The 18,075-nt window shown below is 69.2% G+C and carries 17 protein-coding genes; 10 read left to right on the forward strand and 7 right to left on the reverse strand.

All coding sequences use genetic code 11. The features are described 5' to 3' along the window. Positions 1 to 112 precede the first annotated feature (112 nt). The 4 genes from OG883_RS07730 to OG883_RS07745 form a co-directional block, all read right to left on the reverse strand. On the reverse strand, positions 113 to 1,054 hold the full coding sequence (locus OG883_RS07730; RefSeq protein WP_266536760.1) for an amino acid ABC transporter permease: 942 nt from the start codon (positions 1,052 to 1,054) through the stop codon (positions 113 to 115). Continuing rightward, on the reverse strand, positions 1,051 to 1,698 hold the full coding sequence (locus tag OG883_RS07735) for an amino acid ABC transporter permease (protein ID WP_266536763.1): 648 nt from the start codon (positions 1,696 to 1,698) through the stop codon (positions 1,051 to 1,053). Before OG883_RS07735 ends, OG883_RS07730 begins: the two co-directional genes overlap by 4 nt. An 88-nt stretch (positions 1,699 to 1,786) precedes the next feature. Further along, positions 1,787 to 2,704: a glutamate ABC transporter substrate-binding protein gene (locus tag OG883_RS07740; protein ID WP_266536766.1), complete on the reverse strand. Its 918-nt coding sequence runs from the start codon at positions 2,702 to 2,704 to the stop codon at positions 1,787 to 1,789. Positions 2,705 to 2,738: 34 nt separating this feature from the next. After that, positions 2,739 to 3,524, reverse strand: a complete 786-nt coding sequence (locus tag OG883_RS07745; protein WP_266536769.1) for an amino acid ABC transporter ATP-binding protein — start codon at positions 3,522 to 3,524, stop codon at positions 2,739 to 2,741. A 263-nt stretch (positions 3,525 to 3,787) separates the two neighbouring features. Here OG883_RS07745 and OG883_RS07750 point away from each other — a divergent pair, with 263 nt between their 5' ends. Beyond that, the gene (locus tag OG883_RS07750) at positions 3,788 to 4,495 is read left to right on the forward strand and encodes a response regulator transcription factor (protein ID WP_266536772.1); all 708 of its coding nucleotides are present in this window, start codon (positions 3,788 to 3,790) and stop codon (positions 4,493 to 4,495) included. 15 nt (positions 4,496 to 4,510) lie between these two features. Beyond that, on the forward strand, positions 4,511 to 5,905 hold the full coding sequence (locus OG883_RS07755) for a HAMP domain-containing sensor histidine kinase (RefSeq protein WP_266536775.1): 1,395 nt from the start codon (positions 4,511 to 4,513) through the stop codon (positions 5,903 to 5,905). On the opposite strand, the gene OG883_RS07760 is transcribed toward OG883_RS07755, so the two are convergent. After that, complete coding sequence (locus OG883_RS07760; RefSeq protein ID WP_266536777.1) at positions 5,895 to 6,893, reverse strand: TAXI family TRAP transporter solute-binding subunit; 999 nt, start codon at positions 6,891 to 6,893, stop codon at positions 5,895 to 5,897. The genes OG883_RS07755 and OG883_RS07760 overlap by 11 nt on opposite strands. A 98-nt stretch (positions 6,894 to 6,991) precedes the next feature. On the opposite strand from OG883_RS07760, the gene miaB reads away from it, so the two are divergent. After that, positions 6,992 to 8,512 carry a tRNA (N6-isopentenyl adenosine(37)-C2)-methylthiotransferase MiaB gene (gene miaB, locus OG883_RS07765; RefSeq protein ID WP_266536779.1) on the forward strand — a complete coding sequence of 507 codons (1,521 nt, stop codon included), beginning with the start codon at positions 6,992 to 6,994 and terminating at the stop codon, positions 8,510 to 8,512. A gap of 17 nt (positions 8,513 to 8,529) precedes the next feature. After that, positions 8,530 to 9,231: a class III extradiol dioxygenase subunit B-like domain-containing protein gene (locus OG883_RS07770; RefSeq protein ID WP_266536782.1), complete on the forward strand. Its 702-nt coding sequence runs from the start codon at positions 8,530 to 8,532 to the stop codon at positions 9,229 to 9,231. 89 nt (positions 9,232 to 9,320) lie between these two features. Here the strand turns inward: OG883_RS07770 and OG883_RS07775 are convergent, their stop codons facing one another. Together OG883_RS07775 and OG883_RS07780 are read right to left on the reverse strand one after the other, a co-directional pair. Next, positions 9,321 to 9,557, reverse strand: a complete 237-nt coding sequence (locus OG883_RS07775) for an antitoxin (RefSeq protein ID WP_266536785.1) — start codon at positions 9,555 to 9,557, stop codon at positions 9,321 to 9,323. 23 nt (positions 9,558 to 9,580) lie between these two features. After that, a complete protein-coding gene (locus OG883_RS07780; RefSeq protein ID WP_266536788.1) occupies positions 9,581 to 9,865 on the reverse strand; it encodes a hypothetical protein in 285 nt (94 codons plus the stop codon). A gap of 181 nt (positions 9,866 to 10,046) precedes the next feature. Between OG883_RS07780 and miaA the strand changes: the two genes are divergently transcribed. From miaA to hflX, 6 genes are all read left to right on the forward strand, one after another. Continuing rightward, positions 10,047 to 10,985: a tRNA (adenosine(37)-N6)-dimethylallyltransferase MiaA gene (gene miaA, locus OG883_RS07785; RefSeq protein WP_266536790.1), complete on the forward strand. Its 939-nt coding sequence runs from the start codon at positions 10,047 to 10,049 to the stop codon at positions 10,983 to 10,985. A gap of 107 nt (positions 10,986 to 11,092) precedes the next feature. Continuing rightward, positions 11,093 to 11,533, forward strand: coding sequence for a hypothetical protein (locus tag OG883_RS07790; RefSeq protein ID WP_266541341.1), 441 nt, complete (start codon positions 11,093 to 11,095; stop codon positions 11,531 to 11,533). A gap of 97 nt (positions 11,534 to 11,630) precedes the next feature. Then, positions 11,631 to 12,557, forward strand: coding sequence for a diaminopimelate epimerase (gene dapF / locus OG883_RS07795; protein ID WP_266536793.1), 927 nt, complete (start codon positions 11,631 to 11,633; stop codon positions 12,555 to 12,557). 139 nt (positions 12,558 to 12,696) lie between these two features. Further along, positions 12,697 to 14,793 (forward strand): bifunctional (p)ppGpp synthetase/guanosine-3',5'-bis(diphosphate) 3'-pyrophosphohydrolase, encoded by a 2,097-nt coding sequence (locus tag OG883_RS07800; RefSeq protein WP_266536796.1) that lies wholly within the window; start codon positions 12,697 to 12,699, stop codon positions 14,791 to 14,793. A 66-nt stretch (positions 14,794 to 14,859) separates the two neighbouring features. Beyond that, positions 14,860 to 16,323, forward strand: a complete 1,464-nt coding sequence (locus tag OG883_RS07805) for a M1 family metallopeptidase (RefSeq protein ID WP_266536798.1) — start codon at positions 14,860 to 14,862, stop codon at positions 16,321 to 16,323. A gap of 168 nt (positions 16,324 to 16,491) precedes the next feature. Next, on the forward strand, positions 16,492 to 17,982 hold the full coding sequence (gene hflX / locus OG883_RS07810) for a GTPase HflX (RefSeq protein ID WP_266536800.1): 1,491 nt from the start codon (positions 16,492 to 16,494) through the stop codon (positions 17,980 to 17,982). Positions 17,983 to 18,075 lie beyond the last annotated feature (93 nt).

Below are 18,075 nucleotides of genomic sequence, written 5' to 3' on the forward strand. Positions count from 1 at the left end.
CGGAGGCAGCGGAGCGCGCCGTTTTGGCCCCCCACCTGTCGATTCTGCGGCAGGGATCACAGCACGGCGGGCGGCATCGTGGATGCCGCCCGCCGTGTTTGCCGATGAACCGTCAGTCGGTCTGATTCCGGGGGCCGCCGGGCTCCTCGGACTGAGCCGTGCCGCCGTCGGCATGCGGTGCGAGCGGGCCGGAGGCGTCGAGGACGCCCGGCGCCTCGGCAGGCTCGGCGGCCGCGGCCACCGCGATACCGGTCTTGGCGCGCCGCCCCCGCTTCTCGATCCAGGTGGCGAGTGCGGAGAGGACCAGACACATCGCGACATAGATGGTGCCGATGACGATGATCGTCGAGACGTACGGGTACTGGCCGTTGACCTTGGTGTTGCTCGCGATCAGACGTGCCGTCTGGAGCAGCTCCGGGTACAGGATGATGAAGCCGAGCGAGGTGTCCTTGAGGGTCACCACCAACTGGCTGATGATCGTCGGCAGCATCGCGCGGATGGCCTGCGGCATCAGCACGCTGGCCATCACCTGGGTCTTGCTCATGCCCAGGGCGTACGCGGCCTCGCGCTGTCCCGTCGGCACGGAGTTGATCCCGGCCCTCAGCACCTCGGCCTGGACACAGCCGTTGTAGATCGACAGACCCAGCGCCAGCGCCCACATCGAATAGTCGGTGAGGAAGCCAACCCATACGGCGTAGATCGTGATCAGCAGCGGGATGGAGCGGAAGAGCTCGATGAAGCCGGTGGCCAGCCACCTGACCGGCTTGTGGTCGGAGAGCCGGCCGACGGCCAGGATCACGCCCAGCACCAGCGAGCCCACCGCGGCCAGGCCGAACGCCTTGAGCGTGGCGACGATGGCGTCGGCGATGTTCTGCCGGATGCCCGCGTAGTTGAAGATGTCCCACATCTCGGGGGCGAGATGCCCCTTCTCGGACAGCCGCAGCATGCTGATGACGATCAGGCCCAGGATGGCGAGGCTGCCGATGACGGCGTAGATCCGGTTGCGTACGACGGCCTTGGGACCCGGGGCGTCGTAGAGAACGCTGGCACTCATCGGGCGACCTCCATGCGGCGCTCGAGCAGCCGGAAGATGCCGCTGATGGTGAAGGTGATGACCAGGTAGCCGAGGGCGACCCAGATGAAGATGGGGACGATGTCGTAGCCCTGGTCGCTCAGCACCTTCTGCCAGCCGAACAATTCGGTGACGCTGAAGGCGCCCGCGATCGCGGAGTTCTTGGTGAGCGCGATGAAGATGCTGCTCAGCGGCGGGAGCACGGTCCGGGTCGCCTGCGGCAGCACGATCATCCGCAGTGTCTGCGCGAAGGTCATCCCGATCGAGCGGGCGGCCTCTGCCTGGCCGAGCGGCACGGTGTTGATGCCGGACCTGACGGCCTCGCAGACGAAGGCCGAGGTGTAGAAGCCGAGCGCCAGCGAACCGAGGACATAGGCGCTCATCCCCGGGAAGAGGATCTCCGGCACGACGAAGGCGGAGATCAGGAAGAGCAGGGTGAGCGGGGTGTTGCGCAGCAGCGTGACCCAGGCCGTGCCGAAGTAGCGCAGCGGCGGAACGGGAGAGACTCGGAATCCGGCGATGACGATGCCGAGTACCAGCGCGATGGCCGAGCTGAAGAGGGTGATCGACAGGGTTCCTATGAAGCCGTCACGGAATGCTGGGAAGTTGTCGAGCAGTACGTTCATGAGGTCTCCGCGTCGGCGGTCAGCGGCTGGAGGGCAAGGGGCGCAGCGCCCCGTACTCGCGTACGGGGCGCTTCACAGAGCGGGATGCTCAGTAGCGGACGAGCGCCGGCGGCTCGACGTACGTGGAGCCGGACAGGCCCAGCGTCGCCTCGTAGATCTTCTTGTACGTGCCGTCCTTGATGTGCTTGTCCAGCGAGTCGGTGATCGCCTTGCGCAGCGTCGCGTCGTCCTTGTTCATGCCGATGCCGTACGGCTCCTTGGTGAACGGGTCACCGACCACCTTGAGCTTCTCCGGGTTGTCGGCGGCGTAGCCCTTGAGGATCGCGTCGTCGGTGGTGACCGCGTCGACCTGCTTGGTCAGCAGCTGCTGGACGCAGTCGGAGTACTTGGCGAGCTCGACGACCTTCGCGCCGTACTCCGGCTTCTTGATCTCCTGGAGCGGGGTGGAGCCGACGATCGAGCAGACCTTCTTGCCCTTGACGGCGTCCTTGCCGGTGATCGAGGTGTCGTCCTTGCGGACCAGGAGGTCGGCGCCGGCCAGGTAGTACGGACCGGCGAAGCCGACCTGCTTCTTGCGCTTGTCGTTGATCGTGTAGGTGCCGACGTAGTAGTCGACCTGGCCCTTGGAGATCGCGGTCTCGCGGACACCGGAGTCGACGGTCTTCCACTCGATCTGGTTCTCGGCGAAGCCGAGGTCGGCGGCGACCATCTTGGCGAGCTCGACGTCGAAGCCGGAGCGCTTCTTGGTCGCCTGGTCCTCGAAGCCGAGGAACGGCTGGTCGGCCTTGGAACCGATGATGATCTTGCCGCGCTCCTTGGCTTCCTTGAAGGTCGGCGAGTCCAGGTTCACGTCCTTGGCGACCGTGTAGGTGGGCAGCTTGGGCGCGCCCGCCTCGCCGGGCTTCTTCGAGGACTTGTCGCCGGCCGAGCCTTCCTTGCCACCACAGGCGGTCGCGGTCAGCGCGAGCACAGCAACGGCCACTGCGGCCGTCTTGCGGAGCTTCATGGTGAACATCCCTTATGTCGTGGTTCGTTGGTCGTCAGTGGTGAAGGATCTTCGACAGGAAGTCCTTGGCCCGGTCGCTGCGCGGGTTGCTGAAGAACTGGTCAGGTGTGGCCTCTTCGACGATCTTGCCGTCCGCCATGAACACCACCCGGTTCGCGGCAGACCGCGCGAAGCCCATCTCGTGGGTGACGACCACCATCGTCATCCCGTCACGAGCCAGCTGCTGCATGACCTCGAGCACCTCATTGATCATCTCGGGGTCGAGCGCCGACGTGGGCTCGTCGAAGAGCATGACCTTGGGGTCCATCGCCAACGCCCGCGCGATGGCGACACGTTGCTGCTGCCCCCCGGAGAGCTGTGCGGGGTACTTGTCGGCCTGCGAACCCACGCCCACCCGGTCGAGCAGCGTGCGCGCCTTGCTCTCGGCGGCCTTCTTGTCCGCCTTGCGGACCTTGACCTGGCCCAGCATCACGTTCTCCAGCACAGTCTTGTGTGCGAAGAGGTTGAACGACTGGAAGACCATGCCGACATCGGCGCGCAGCCGGGCGAGCTCCTTGCCCTCCTGGGGCAGCGGCTTGCCGTCGATCGATATCGCGCCCGAGTCGATCGTCTCCAGTCGGTTGATCGTGCGGCACAGCGTGGACTTTCCGGACCCGGAGGGTCCGATGACGACCACGACTTCGCCACGGGCGATCGTCAGGTCGATGTCCTGGAGCACATGCAGCGCGCCGAAGTGCTTGTTGACGTTGCTCAGCACGACCAGGTCGCCCGCCGCAGGTACAGCGTCCTCGGCGCCCTTGGTCACTGAAACTCCGCTCATCGGCTTTTTGCTCCGTCCTCCTCGGTTGGGAGGACACTAATCACGCGGTTCGACCAGCGTCATTACATCTGAGCGGAAATTGAGCATAACGATCCGGCTGCAACCGGACACTATGCGTGAACAGGACGGCGCTCGGCGTACCGGGTGGGTAACGGAAACCCCGCTGTAACGGGAAGCCCCTTGACTGCTTGGGCGAGCATCGGCCTAGATGCCCTGGTACGTACGTCACACAACTGTCACGACCGCACGACCGGAGGGGGGCCATGAGACTGCTGCTCGTCGAGGACGACGACCATGTCGCCGCTGCCCTTTCCGCGGTGCTGGCCAAGCACGGCTTCGAAGTGGTGCACGCCCGCAACGGCGAGGAGGCGCTGAAGGCCGTCCTGCCCGCGACACAGCCGCAGAAGCAGCCGTTCGGCTGCGTACTCCTGGATCTGGGCCTGCCCGACCAGGACGGCTACCAGGTGTGCGGCAAGATCCGTAAGCTCACCTCGACCCCCGTGATCATGGTGACCGCGCGGGCCGACGTCCGCTCGCGGATACACGGGCTCAACCTCGGGGCCGACGACTATGTCGTCAAGCCGTACGACACCGGGGAGCTGCTCGCGCGTATCCACGCCGTCAGCCGCCGCACGACCACCGGTGAGGACGCCGCAGCGACCGCCGCCGAGGACGCCCTGCGGCTCGGTCCTGTCACCATCGAACTGCCCACCCGCCGCGTCAGCGTCGACGGTGAGGCGGTGCAGCTGACCCGCAAGGAGTTCGATCTGCTGGCGCTGCTCGCCCAGCGGCCGGGCGTCGTCTTCCGCCGGGAGCAGATCATCAGCGAGGTGTGGCGCACCAGTTGGGAAGGGACCGGGCGTACACTCGAGGTCCACGTGGCGTCCCTGCGCTCCAAGTTGCGGATGCCCGCCCTGATCGAGACCGTGCGCGGCGTCGGCTACCGGCTCGTCGCCCCTGCCGGCGCGTAAGGCCCGTTATCCCCGGTGCGTACCCGACTTCTCCCGCTTCTCATCGTCCTCATGGCGGGCGTGCTGCTTGCGCTCGGCTTCCCGCTCGCCGTGAGCGTCGCAGCCGCACAGCAGCAGCGGGTCGTCGTCGACCGGATCGACGACACGGTGCGCTTCGCGGCGCTCGCCCAGTTCGTCACCGAACGGGGCGCGTCGCAGGACGAGCGACGGGCCACGCTCCAGGAGCAGCTCAACCGCTACCACGACACGTACGGCATCAGGGCGGGCCTCTTCTACCGCGACGCCGACTCCATGGCACGCGCGCCCCGAACCTGGTCGGTGCCGGACACCGGCCAGGGCCGCGAGGCCTTCAAGGAAGCGCTCTCGGGGCGGCGCAGCCAGGACCCGCCGCAGGTCTGGCCGTGGCAGCAGGGCGGCCGGCTCGTCGTCGCCTCTCCGGTCGTACGGGACGGGGACGTCGTCGCCGTCGTGTTCACCGACTCACCCACCAGCGAGCTGCGCTGGCGTGTTCTGCGGGGCTGGCTGCTGATCGCGGCCGGTGAGGCCGCGGCGATGCTGGTCGCCGTCGGCGCGGCCTTCCGCCTCACGGGCTGGGTGCTGCGGCCCGTACGGATCCTGGACGCGGCCACTCACGGCATCGCGACGGGGCAGATGAACTCCCGTGTCGCCGCGGCGAGCGGTCCCCCGGAACTCCGGCGCCTGGCTCGTTCGTTCAACGAGATGGCGGACAACGTCGAGGAAGTCCTCGAACAGCAGCGGGCCTTCGTCGCCGACGCCTCCCACCAGCTGCGCAACCCGCTCGCCGCACTGCTGCTCCGTATCGAGCTCCTCGCTCTCGAACTCCCCGCCGGGAACGAGGAGATCGCCTCGGTCCGCACCGAGGGCAAGCGCCTCGCCCAGGTCCTGGACGACCTGCTGGACCTGGCGCTGGCCGAACATGCCTCCTGGGACCTCCAGCTCACCGACATCGGGGCGCTGGCGGCCGAGCGGGTCGCCGCCTGGCGTCCCCTCGCCGACGAGAAGGGCGTCCGGCTGACCGAACACCGTGCCGCGGTCACCGCGTGGGCCGACCCGGTCGCGCTCTCCAGCGCCCTGGACGCAGTGATCGACAACGCCCTGAAGTTCACACCGCAGGGGGAGGAGGTCACCGTCTCGGTCGCCTCCAACGGCGACACCTCGCGCATTGTGATCACCGACGGCGGGCCGGGCCTGACCGACGAGGAACTCTCCCGTATCGGCGACCGCTTCTGGCGCAGTGGCCGTCACCAGAACATCAAGGGCTCGGGCCTGGGCCTGTCCATCTCGCGGGCGCTGCTGCTGGCGGGCGGCGGCTCGATCGCGTACGGACATCGCGAGCCGCACGGTCTGAAGGTCACCGTCACGGTCCCGCGTACGGCTCCTACGGCTTGACCGAGCGGTAGTAGCGCCGGGCCCCTTCGTGCAGGTCCAGCGGGGCGGTGTAGACCGCGGTCCGCAGATCCACCAGCTGGGCCGGGTGCACCGTGTTGCCGATGCGGTCCCGGCTGTTGATCACCGTGCGAGTGAAGCCCTCGGTCATCGCCGGATCCATCCGGTCGGTGGTGACCAGCAGATTCGCTACCGCCATGGTGGGCACCGGTACCCCGCCCTGGGCCTTGAGGTAGGCGTCGGCAGGCATCACCGCCGAGCGGTAGTAACTGGTCGTCCCGCCGGTGGCGTGCAGCTTCTCGACGAGTTCGGACTCCAGCGGCACCAGCCGGATCTCGAAGCGCTCGGACAGCTCCTCCACGGTGTTGGTCGGCAGTCCGCCCGACCAGAAGAAGGCATCGAGCTCGCCCGCCTCCAGCCGCCGCGGCATCGTGTCGATCCCGGCCGGGACCGGGTTGATGTCCCGCACCGGATCGATCCCCGTGGCCGTCATCAGCCGGTCGGCGACCAGACGCACCCCGGACCCCTTCTGCCCCACGCCCACCGTCTTGCCGCGCAGATCGCGGGCCGACCGCACGGGAGAGTCCTTGGGCACGATCAGCTGCACATAGTCGTCGTACAGCCGGGCGCAGCCGCGCAGCCGGTCGGCGCCGGGCCTCCCGTCCCGCTTGTACTTGGCGACGGCGTCGGCGGTGGCGATGGTGAAGTCGGCCTCCCCGGCCGCCACCCGCTCGAGGTTCTGCTGCGACCCCTCACTGGTCCGCAGATCTATCGTCACCTCCGGCAGATCACGGGCGAGTGCCTGCTTCAGCAGTACGCCGTAGCGCTGGTAGACGCCGCTCTTCGAGCCCGTACTGAAGGTGAGCTTTCCGCGCGGCGACGACTCGCCAATGGGCAGCAGCCACCACATCAGCAGCCCGAACACCACCAGGGCGGCGGCCGAGCCCTGCAGGGCATGGCGGCGGCTGATACGGGAGAGGGCCGGGAGCATGGCGCGATCCTGCCAGCTCACTCCCCGTAATGGCCAGGCCCTGCCGCACGGAAGCCAGGGGCGGAGGGCCGGTGCGACCCCGTACCCTGGTGGGCGCGATGAGTGCCAAAACCTACGAGGTGCGCACCTACGGGTGCCAGATGAACGTCCACGACTCCGAGCGGCTGTCGGGCCTGCTGGAGGGCGCCGGCTATGTGCGCGCGCCCGAGGGCGCCGACGGTGACGCCGATGTTGTCGTCTTCAACACCTGCGCGGTGCGGGAGAACGCCGACAACAAGCTGTACGGCAATCTCGGCCGGCTTGCGCCGATGAAGACCAAGCGGCCCGGCATGCAGATTGCCGTCGGCGGCTGCCTGGCCCAGAAGGACCGCGACACCATCGTGAAGAGGGCGCCGTGGGTCGATGTCGTCTTCGGTACCCACAACATCGGCAAGCTGCCGGTGCTGCTCGAGCGCGCACGCATTCAGGAAGAGGCGCAGGTCGAGATCGCGGAGTCGCTCGAGGCCTTCCCGTCGACGCTGCCGACCCGCCGTGAGTCCGCGTATGCCGCATGGGTCTCCATCTCGGTCGGCTGCAACAACACCTGCACCTTCTGCATCGTCCCGGCGCTCCGCGGCAAGGAGAAGGACCGTCGGCCCGGCGACATCCTGGCCGAGGTCGAGGCGCTGGTCGCCGAGGGGGTCTCGGAGATCACCCTGCTCGGCCAGAACGTCAATGCGTACGGCTCCGACATCGGTGACCGCGAGGCGTTCTCCAAGCTGCTGCGCGCCTGCGGCAAGGTCGAGGGCCTGGAGCGGGTCCGTTTCACCTCGCCGCACCCGCGCGACTTCACGGACGACGTGATCGCGGCGATGGCCGAGACGCCGAACGTCATGCCGCAGCTCCACATGCCGCTGCAGTCCGGCTCGGACACCGTCCTGAAGGCGATGCGCCGCTCCTACCGGCAGGAGCGTTTCCTCGGAATCATCGAGAAGGTGCGCGCCTCGATCCCGCACGCCGCCATCTCCACCGACATCATCGTGGGCTTCCCCGGCGAGACCGAGGAGGACTTCGAGCAGACGATGCACACGGTGCGTGAGGCGCGCTTCGCGAATGCCTTCACCTTCCAGTACTCCAAGCGCCCCGGGACCCCGGCCGCGGAGATGGAGGGGCAGATCCCCAAGGAGGTCGTCCAGGCGCGCTACATGCGCCTCGTCGCCCTCCAGGAGGAGATCTCCTGGGAGGAGAGCAAGAAGCAGGTCGGCCGGACGGTCGAGGTCATGGTCGCCGAGGGGGAGGGCCGCAAGGACGGCGCCACCCACCGGTTGTCGGGCCGCGCGCCCGACAACCGCCTGGTGCACTTCGAGCCGAGCCTGCGGGGATCGGACGACCAGCACGGCGGGAAGCCTGACAAGGAGGTACGCCCGGGCGATGTGGTGACGGTCGAGATCACCTACGCCGCCCCGCACCACCTGCTGGCCGAAGGGGCCGCCCTGGCCGTACGCCGCACCCGTGCCGGCGACGCCTGGGAGAAGCGCAACGCGGCTCCCCGGCCGGCACCCGGCGTGATGCTGGGGCTGCCCTCCGTCGGGGTGCCCGCACCCCTGCCGTCGGCTACGGGCGGCTGCGCCATCGGCTGACGGCTAGGCTGCCGATCATGCTTGTCGCCGCCGCCATGTGCCCGTGTCCGCCGCTGCTGGTCCCCGAGGTCGCCTCCGGTGCCGCTGCGGAGCTCGATTCTCTGCGCGCGGCGTGCGACGAGGCGTTGCGCACCGTGCTGGCGGCCGGGCCGGACCTCATCGCTGTGGTCGGCACGGGCGCTTCGACCGCGGTGCATGAGCAGGGCACCCCGGGCTCGTTCCGGCCGTACGGCGTGGACCTGGACGTGCGCCTCGGCCTGGGCGACGCCGCGGGGGAGCTGCCTCTCTCGCTCACCGTGGGCGCCTGGCTGCTGGAGCGGGCCGGCTGGACCGGCGCCGTGCGCGGCCTGGAGGTGCCCGACGGTAACGACTGGCCCGCCAACGGCGAGCACGGCGTCCATGTCTCTGAGTGGGCGCCCCGCCTGGGGATGCTGGTCATGGGCGACGGCAGCGCCCGCCGCAGCCTGAAGGCGCCGGGCTATCTCGACGACCGGGCGGAGGCGCTCGACGCCGAGATCGCCGCGGCTCTCGCGAACAACGACTCCGACGGCTTCTTCCCGGATCTCGATGCGACCACTGCCCGCGAGCTGATGGTGTCGGGCCGATCGCCCTGGCAGGTTCTGTGCGGAGCCGCACGGGAGGACTTCCGGTGCCGACTGCTCTACGAGGACGCCCCGTACGGAGTCGGCTACTTCGTCGCCACCTGGTCGGGGCAGTAGCAGTAGCAGGGGCGGAGCAGGGGCAGTAGTCGGCAGGGCGACGGCGGACGGCCGCAGAACAGAGTGTTCCGCGGCCGTCCGCCGTGATCTCAGGAAGCCGGCGGCGCAGTGCCGTCGTCCTTGTGGGCGACGCGGTCCAGGGCCTGCTTGGCCCTGCCGGTGCCAGACTCGATCTTGCTGCTGTACTTGCCCTTGGTCTTTGTGTCGACCGTCTTCGCGGCTTTGTCCAGACCGTGCTCGATCTTCTCGCCATGCTGCTGTGCGAGGTCAGAGACCTTTTCCTTGGCCGGGGCGAGCTTGGCCTTCAATGTGTCCATGAAGCCCATGGGTCACCTTCCCTCGTACGGCACTACTTCCGGGCGCCCTCGCCGGCCTCGTTGTCCGCCGCTTCGTCGGCCGACTGCTGCTTCGGAATCTCCACGCCTTCGGCCGCAGCAGCCTCGCCCGCCTCGGCCCCTTCGGCTTCGGTGACCTCGGCCGCCGCTTCCTTCGACGCCTCGGACTCCGACCCCGACTCCGACCCCGACTCAGAATCAACCGGGGACTCGGCCGTCAGAGTGCTGCCGGTCGCCTCCTCGGTTGACGCCTCGGCAGTCGCCTTGGACTTGCGACGAAACCGTGCAAAAACGCCCATATCTACTCCATAGCCTACTCGTGTGGGCGAAGTCCCGCGCCGCCCGGAGCGTCCCATTGCGCCGCCCGCGGGCCCCGGTCCACAACCGGCGCTCGAAACCTCGCAACAGCCAACGAACCCGCCCCTGTGCCGTTACCTCGCTCGTTCGGGGACGCGTCCTGAGGTTTGCGAGACTGGGGCAGTGAGAACAGCAGCTCCCGCACCGCGGGTCATCGCCGTCGTCGGTCCCACCGCAGCCGGAAAGTCCGATCTGGGGGTCTTCCTTGCCCAGCGGTTGGGTGGTGAAGTCGTCAACGCCGACTCCATGCAGCTCTACCGGGGGATGGATATCGGCACCGCCAAACTGACGGCCGACGAACGCGGCGGTATCGCGCACCAGCTGCTCGACATCTGGGACGTCACCGAGACCGCGAGCGTTGCCGAGTACCAGAAGCTGGCCAGGGCGGAGATCGACCGGTTGCTGGCCGAAGGTCGTACACCCGTCCTCGTCGGGGGCTCCGGGCTCTATGTGCGCGGCGCCATCGACGCCCTCGAATTTCCCGGCACCGACCCCGAGGTGCGTGCCCGGCTCGAGGAGGAGCTGACGGCAGACGGCTCCGGAGCCCTGCATACCCGGCTCGCCGCCGCGGACCCGGAGGCCGGGAAGGCCATCCTCCCCAGCAACGGCCGGCGCATCGTCCGGGCGCTCGAGGTCATCGAGATCACCGGCAAGCCCTTCACCGCAAACCTCCCCGGTCATGACGCCGTGTACGACACCGTCCAGATCGGTGTCGATGTCGCCCGTCCCGAGCTTGACGAGCGCATTGCGCTGCGCGTGGACCGGATGTGGGGAGCGGGCCTCGTCGACGAGGTGCGCGCACTGGAGGCGCAGGGCCTGCGCGAGGGGCGCACGGCCTCGCGCGCGCTCGGGTACCAGCAGGTGCTCACGGCGCTCGCGGGGGAGTGCAGCGACCAAGAGGCGCGCGAGGAGACCGTGCGCGCCACCAAGCGCTTCGCGCGCCGCCAGGACTCCTGGTTCCGGCGCGACCCGCGGGTGCACTGGCTGAGTGGAGCGGCTGAGCACCGGGGGGAACTTCCGCACCTGGCGCTGGCGTTGGTCGAACGAGCGGTCACAGCCTGATCACGTGATGGCATCGGGACGCCCTGGCCGTCATTCCGGCACCCGGGAGCGTGCCATCATCGAGCATCGATCGACCAGTGGAGTCCGAATTGGGAGGGCGCGTGGCGATGGAGGCCGGCCCTCGCGACAGAGAACAGGACAGAAGGGACGCAGCGGAGAGCGCGTCCCGGCTGAGTCCGGACGGTCCTGACGACCAGGACCTGACCGCGGACGAGGTGGAGGTCGAACTGCGCCCGCAGCGACGGCTGCGGATCTGGCAGCTCGCCCCCATCGTGGGACTGGCCGCGGTCGGCTCCCTGATGTTCGCTTTCCCCCTCGCCTTCGGCACCGGCGACGGCGGAGCGGTCGTCGCCATGCTGGGGCTGCTGATCAGCTGCTGCGCCGCGGGCTGGGGTGTGATGGCCGCCCGACGCGTCGGCCACACCTGGCCCGGCCTGCCGCCCCGCGGCTCCGGAGAGCGGCCCGACTGGCGCGTCATCGCCCTGTACGTCGGCGTGGGCGCGTTGCTGGTCGGGCTCGCCGTCTGGCGAGTGGCCCGCCTCCGCTGAACCCTGGCTCCCGGCTCCGTCCCGTCGGCGCCCGCTTTCGCCCATCCCGTTCTTCTCCGGCGCCCGCCTCCGCAGACTGTCGGACCGTCCTCGTACGATGGACGACGTGAGCACCTCGCAGACCGCCCAGACCGCACCGCACACCGCGCCGATCGCCTTCCTCAAGGGTCACGGGACCGAGAACGACTTCGTGATCGTCCCCGACCCGGACAACGCCGTCGAGCTGCCCGCCTCCACTGTCGCCCGGCTCTGCGACCGCCGGGCCGGCATCGGCGGTGACGGTCTGCTGCACGTCGTACGGTCCGCGGCGCACCCCGAGGCGCAGCTCATGGCGGACGAGGCCGAGTGGTTCATGGACTACCGCAACGCCGACGGCTCGATCGTCGAGATGTGCGGCAACGGCGTACGCGTCTTCGCCCGCTACCTCCAGCGCGTCGGCCATGTCGAGGCCGGAGACCTCACCGTGGCGACCCGCGGTGGTGTCAAGAAGGTGCACATCGCCAAGGACTCGAACGGAGACATCACGGTCTCCATGGGCCGGGCGCTGCTCCCCGAGGCCGGTGTCACGGTCGCCGTCGACGGCCGCAGCTGGCCTGCCAGGAACGTGAACATGGGCAATCCGCACGCGGTCGCCTTCGTCGAGGACCTGGACCACGCGGGTGACCTGTTCACGATGCCGCCGTTCACCCCGGCCTCGGTCTACCCGGACGGGGTGAACGTCGAATTCGTCGTCGACCGCGGCGAGCGGCATGTCGCGATGCGCGTGCACGAGCGTGGCTCCGGCGAGACCCGCTCCTGCGGCACGGGCGCGTGCGCCGTCGCCGTCGCAGCGGCCCGCAGGGACGGCGACGACCCCTCGGTCACCGGCGTCCCTGTCACCTACACCGTGGATCTTCCCGGCGGGCGTCTGCTGATCACGGAGCGGCCGGACGGTGAGATCGAGATGACAGGACCGGCCGTCATCGTCGCCGAGGGGTACATCGATCCCGCTCTCCTCGTACAGCCCGAAACCGTGATCGCATAGAGCTTCGCTCGAATGGGTGATCCGGTTCACGCTGAGCGAGAGCCGGACTGCGCCACGTGGTGGGCTCGGTAGCATCAAGCACCGGCCCGGAGGGCATGCCTGCCCTTCCACCGCCGGTCGAAGCTGCCGGAGGTGCCCCATGAGTGCAGAGGCCACCAACCCAGGTGCCCACAGCCGCAGGCGCGGCCGTCCCAGGATCGACCTCCGCAGGCTGGGCCGCGCCGCACTGATGGGCCCCGCGGCCCGGGACCGGCTGCCCGACGCGATCGGCCATGTCGCCGAGGCGCATCGCGCGCACCACCCCGACGCCGACCTCACCATCCTCCACAAGGCCTACGTCCTGGCAGAGTCCTCCCACCGCGGACAGTCCCGCAAGAGCGGCGAGCCGTACATCACGCATCCGCTCGCCGTCACCCTGATCCTCGCCGAACTGGGCGCGGAAACGACCACGTTGACCGCCTCTCTCCTCCACGACACCGTCGAGGACACGGAGGTGACACTTGATCAGGTCCGGAGGGAGTTCGGCGCCGAGGTCTGTTATCTGGTCGACGGCGTCACCAAGCTGGAGAAGGTCGACTACGGCGCGGCCGCCGAGCCCGAGACCTTCCGCAAAATGCTCGTCGCCACCGGCAACGACGTCCGGGTGATGTCGATCAAACTCGCCGACCGGCTGCACAACATGCGCACCCTCGGCGTGATGCGGCCCGAGAAACAGGCCAGGATCGCCAAGGTCACCCGCGACGTACTCATTCCGCTCGCCGAACGGCTCGGCGTACAGGCGCTCAAGTCCGAACTGGAGGATCTGGTCTTCGCGATCCTGCACCCGGAGGAGTACGAGCGCACCCGCGCGGTCATCGCAGAGAACGCCACCGCCTGCGACGCGCTCGCCGCCATCGCGGTGGACTTCAGGGCGGTCCTGCGGGATGCCGGCATCGCGGCCGAAGTCCTCATCAGACCCCGGCATTTCGTCTCCGTGCACCGCGCCCGGCTCAAACGCGGCGAGCTGCGCGGCACGGACTTCGGAAGGCTGCTCGTGCTGGTCGGCGAGGACGCCGACTGCTACGGCGTCCTCGGCGAACTGCACACCTGCTTCACCCCGGTGATCTCCGAGTTCAAGGACTTCATCGCGGCCCCCAAGTTCAACCTGTACCAGTCGTTGCACACCGCCGTCGCAGGACCGGACGGCGCCGTCGCCGAAGTCCTCATCCGTACACACCAGATGCACAAGGTCGCCGAGGCCGGAGTGATCGCGCTCGGCAATCCGTACGCACCCGTGATGCCCGTCACCACCGCCGAAGGGGCGGAACCGGCCGACGGCGAGCGCGAGGACCCGACGCGGCCCGGCTGGCTCTCCCGCCTCCTGGAGTGGCAGCAGTCCACCCCCGACCCCGACACCTTCTGGATCTCCCTGCGCGCGGATCTGGCGCAGGACCGTGAGATCACCGTCTTCCGCGCCGACGGCGGCGCCCTCGGGCTGCCGGCCGGCGCGAGCTGTGTGGACGCCGCGTACGCGCAGTACGGCGATCAGGCGCACACCTGCATCGGCGCCCGCGTCAACGGCCGTCTGGCGACGCTGAGTACGGTGCTGCGCGACGGCGACACGGTGCACCTGCTGCTCGCCCAGGACACCACGTCCGGACCCTCCCCGGACTGGCTCGACCATGCCCGTACCCCCGCCGCGCGCATCGCCATCGCCGGCTGGCTCGAGGCGCACCCGGAGGGCGCGAAAGTCCCCGCGGCCGCCCCCCGCAGACCCGCCCCGTTCACCGTCGGCCGCCCGGCCGCCGCCAACGCCGTTGTCGACCTGCCGGACGCGACCGTGCGGCTCGCGGGCTGCTGTACGCCGGTGCCGCCCGACGCTGTCACCGGTTTCGCGGTACGCGGCGGCGCCGTGACCGTCCACCGCGAGGGATGCCCCGCCGTTGACCGGATGAAGGCCCTGGACCGCGAGCCCATCGCCGTGAGCTGGGGCGACGCCGCAGAGTGCCGGGTCTCCCTGGTCGCCGAGGCATTCGGCCGCCCGCGCCTGCTGGCCGACCTCACCGAGGCCATCGCCACTCAGGGGGCGGCCATCGTCTCGGCCACCGTCGAGCCGCCCAGCGAGCAGCGCGTACGGCACACGTACACCCTGCAACTCCCGGACGCCGCGGGTCTTCCCGCCCTGATGCGTGCCATGCGTGATGTGCCAGGGGTGTACGACGTGAGCCGCACCCAGCATCCGGCGGCCACCACCTGACCTCGTTCGGGTGGTGCGGGCGCGCGGCATCACGGCCCGCGCCGGGCGCGCTGATAGCCGTAGTGCATGCTCCACACCTCTCGGCGCCGCTTGCGTGCCGCCCTGCTGGCCGCCGCCTCGGCCACCCTCGTTGCCGCGGTCCTTCCCCCGCCCACACCGCTCGGCATCGGCGATGCCCTCTTCCCTCAGCTGGGCAATCCCGGCTACGACGTCCTCGCGTACGACATCGGCTTCACCTACCGCGGCAGCAACAGCAAGCCGCTGGACGCCGTCACAAGGATCGACGCACAGGCGACGCGGCGGCTGGACCGCGTCAATCTCGACTTCGCGCACGGCACTGTCCGTACGGTCGAGGTGAACGGCAGGCCCGCCGAGTTCGCGACCGCCGGAGAGGACCTGGTCATCGACCCGGCCGACGCCGTCCCGCAGAGCTCACGGATGCAGATCACGGTCACGCACACCAGTGACCCGACAGGCCGACCGAGCACAGGGGGATGGGTCCGTACCGGCGACGGACTGGTGATGGCGAACCAGGCCGACGCCGCGCACCGGGTATTCCCGTCCAACGACCACCCGGCCGACAAGGCGTACTTCACCTTCCGTGTCACCGCGCCCAAGGACTTGACGGTGGTGGCCAACGGGGTGCGGGTGGCGAAGGCCGCGGCCGGCACCGCCGCCACCTGGACCTACCGGACCGCCCACCCCATGGCCACCGAGCTGGCCCAGGTGTCGATCGGCCGCTCGGCCGTCATCAACCGCCAGGGACCGCACGGCCTGCCCCTACGCGATGTGGTGCCCGCCGCGGACCGCACGAAGCTCGAACCCTGGCTGAAGAGAACGCCCGGCCACCTGGAGTGGATGGAGCAGAAGGTCGGCCCCTATCCCTTCGAGACGTACGGAGTGCTGATCGCCGACGCCGAGACCGGCTACGAGCTGGAGACACAGACGCTCTCGCTCTTCGAGCGCGGGCTGTTCGCGAACGACGCCTACCCGGAGTGGTACATCGACTCGGTCATGGTGCACGAGCTCGCACACCACTGGTTCGGTAACAGCGTCACCCACCGCACCTGGTCGGATCTGTGGCTGAACGAAGGGCATGCCAGCTGGTACGAGGCGGTGTACGCGGAGGAGAAGGCGCAGCAGTCGCTGGAGGAGCGGATGCGTGCCGCGTACAGGCAGTCCGACCGGTGGCGGGCGGCGGGCGGACCGCCGGCGGCTCCTGCCCCGCCGGAGCAGGGCCAGAAGATCAGCCTCTTCCGGCCGGTGTTGTACGACGGCAGCTCGCTGGTTCTGTACGCGCTGCGACAGGAGATCGGAAAGAGCGCCTTCGAGCGGCTGGAGCGACAGTGGGTGCACCTGCACGCGGACGGGACGGCGAGCACCCAGGACTTCACCTCGCTCGCGGCGCGAATCGCGGGGCGTGACCTGACGGCGTTCTTCAAGGGATGGCTGTACGGGCAGCGGACACCGGCAATGCCCGGGCACCCCGAGTGGCGCAGGGCGGCTCCCACGGCCTCCACAGCCCCCTGAAACTGGGATGACGGCCCCAGCAGGGCCGTGCGACCATCAAGGGGTCGGCGACGCGGCCGGCGCCGGTGTCCCTCTCGGGAATCATCCGGTTCCATTACGCGTTGTGACTGGCGTACCGGATTTTCTCCGGCATTTTCTCATCGAGTTTCCCATCGACGTAAGGATCCAATGACCTCCTCTTCATCCCCTTCCCAGGACGAGCAGAGCTTCGCGGAGACGCGCACCGAGAGCCTTCGGGCCGATGCCCTGATGGAAGAGGACGTCGCCTGGAGCCACGAGATCGACGGAGAGCGGGACGGCGACCAGCTCGACCGCTCCGAGCGCGCCGCACTGCGGCGGGTGGCGGGTCTCTCCACCGAGCTCGAGGACGTCACCGAGGTCGAGTACCGCCAGCTGCGCCTGGAGCGTGTGGTGCTGGTCGGTGTATGGACCTCGGGGACAATGCAGGACGCGGAAAATTCCCTCGCAGAGCTTGCGGCGCTTGCCGAGACGGCCGGCGCGCTGGTGCTCGACGGCGTCTTCCAGCGTCGTGACAAGCCCGATTCCGCCACCTATATCGGCTCCGGCAAGGCGCAGGAGCTGCGTGACATCGTGCTCGAAACCGGGGCCGACACCGTCGTCTGCGACGGTGAGCTCAGCCCCGGCCAGCTGATCCATCTCGAGGACGTCGTCAAGGTCAAGGTCGTCGACCGCACGGCCCTGATCCTCGACATCTTCGCCCAGCACGCCAAGTCCCGAGAGGGCAAGGCACAGGTCGCCCTGGCACAGATGCAGTACATGCTGCCGAGGCTGCGCGGCTGGGGTCAGTCGCTGTCCCGGCAGATGGGCGGCGGCGGCGGTGGCGGCATGGCCACGCGTGGTCCCGGTGAGACCAAGATCGAGACGGACCGGCGCCGGATCCGCGAGAAGATGGCGAAGATGCGCCGGGAGATCGCGGAGATGAAGACCGGCCGCGAGATCAAGCGGCAGGAACGCCGGCGCAACAAGGTGCCCTCGGTCGCGATCGCCGGCTATACCAACGCCGGAAAGTCCTCACTGCTCAACCGCCTCACGGGCGCCGGCGTCCTGGTGGAGAACTCACTGTTCGCCACCCTGGATCCCACCGTCCGCAGGGCCGAAACGCCCAGTGGCCGGCTCTACACCCTCGCCGACACCGTCGGGTTCGTACGGCATCTGCCGCACCACCTCGTCGAGGCGTTTCGCTCCACGATGGAGGAGGTCGGCGACTCCGACCTGATCCTGCATGTGGTGGACGGATCGCACCCGGCGCCGGAGGAGCAGCTGGCCGCCGTGCGCGAGGTGATCCGCGATGTGGGCGCCCTGGACGTGCCCGAGATCGTGGTGATCAACAAGGCGGACGCGGCCGATCCGCTCGTCCTGCAGCGACTGCTGCGCCTCGAGCGGCACGCGATCGCGGTGTCGGCGCGGACCGGCAGGGGGATCGACGAGCTGCTCGCGCTGATCGATGCCGAACTGCCGCGGCCGAAGGTCGAGATCGAGGCGCTTGTGCCGTACACCCAGGGCGGTCTGGTCTCCCGGGTGCACGCCGAGGGCGAGGTGATCTCCGAGGAGCACACCACGGAGGGCACGCTGCTCAAGGCACGGGTGCATGAGGAGCTGGCCTCGGCGCTGGCTCCGTATGTACTGGTGGCCAGCTGACCACCGGTCGCTGAACCGAACACGGCGGAAGGCCCGCCCCCTCATCGAGAAGGGGCGGGCCTTCCGGCTGCGCGACGTCCCACGGGTCCAACA

The organism is Streptomyces sp. NBC_01142, assembly GCF_026341125.1.
Classification (GTDB): domain Bacteria; phylum Actinomycetota; class Actinomycetes; order Streptomycetales; family Streptomycetaceae; genus Streptomyces.

Coding starts and splice junctions, on each gene's coding strand:
- OG883_RS07730 (WP_266536760.1), bottom strand. CDS start 1,054: ATGAGTGCCAGCGTTCTCTACGACGCCCCGGGTCCCAAGGCCGTCGTA.
- OG883_RS07735 (WP_266536763.1), bottom strand. CDS start 1,698: ATGAACGTACTGCTCGACAACTTCCCAGCATTCCGTGACGGCTTCATA.
- OG883_RS07740 (WP_266536766.1), bottom strand. CDS start 2,704: ATGAAGCTCCGCAAGACGGCCGCAGTGGCCGTTGCTGTGCTCGCGCTG.
- OG883_RS07745 (WP_266536769.1), bottom strand. CDS start 3,524: ATGAGCGGAGTTTCAGTGACCAAGGGCGCCGAGGACGCTGTACCTGCG.
- OG883_RS07750 (WP_266536772.1), top strand. CDS start 3,788: ATGAGACTGCTGCTCGTCGAGGACGACGACCATGTCGCCGCTGCCCTT.
- OG883_RS07760 (WP_266536777.1), bottom strand. CDS start 6,893: ATGCTCCCGGCCCTCTCCCGTATCAGCCGCCGCCATGCCCTGCAGGGC.
- miaB (WP_266536779.1), top strand. CDS start 6,992: ATGAGTGCCAAAACCTACGAGGTGCGCACCTACGGGTGCCAGATGAAC.
- OG883_RS07770 (WP_266536782.1), top strand. CDS start 8,530: ATGCTTGTCGCCGCCGCCATGTGCCCGTGTCCGCCGCTGCTGGTCCCC.
- OG883_RS07775 (WP_266536785.1), bottom strand. CDS start 9,557: ATGGGCTTCATGGACACATTGAAGGCCAAGCTCGCCCCGGCCAAGGAA.
- OG883_RS07780 (WP_266536788.1), bottom strand. CDS start 9,865: ATGGGCGTTTTTGCACGGTTTCGTCGCAAGTCCAAGGCGACTGCCGAG.
- OG883_RS07790 (WP_266541341.1), top strand. CDS start 11,093: ATGGAGGCCGGCCCTCGCGACAGAGAACAGGACAGAAGGGACGCAGCG.
- dapF (WP_266536793.1), top strand. CDS start 11,631: ATGGACGACGTGAGCACCTCGCAGACCGCCCAGACCGCACCGCACACC.
- OG883_RS07800 (WP_266536796.1), top strand. CDS start 12,697: ATGAGTGCAGAGGCCACCAACCCAGGTGCCCACAGCCGCAGGCGCGGC.
- OG883_RS07805 (WP_266536798.1), top strand. CDS start 14,860: ATGCTCCACACCTCTCGGCGCCGCTTGCGTGCCGCCCTGCTGGCCGCC.
- hflX (WP_266536800.1), top strand. CDS start 16,492: ATGACCTCCTCTTCATCCCCTTCCCAGGACGAGCAGAGCTTCGCGGAG.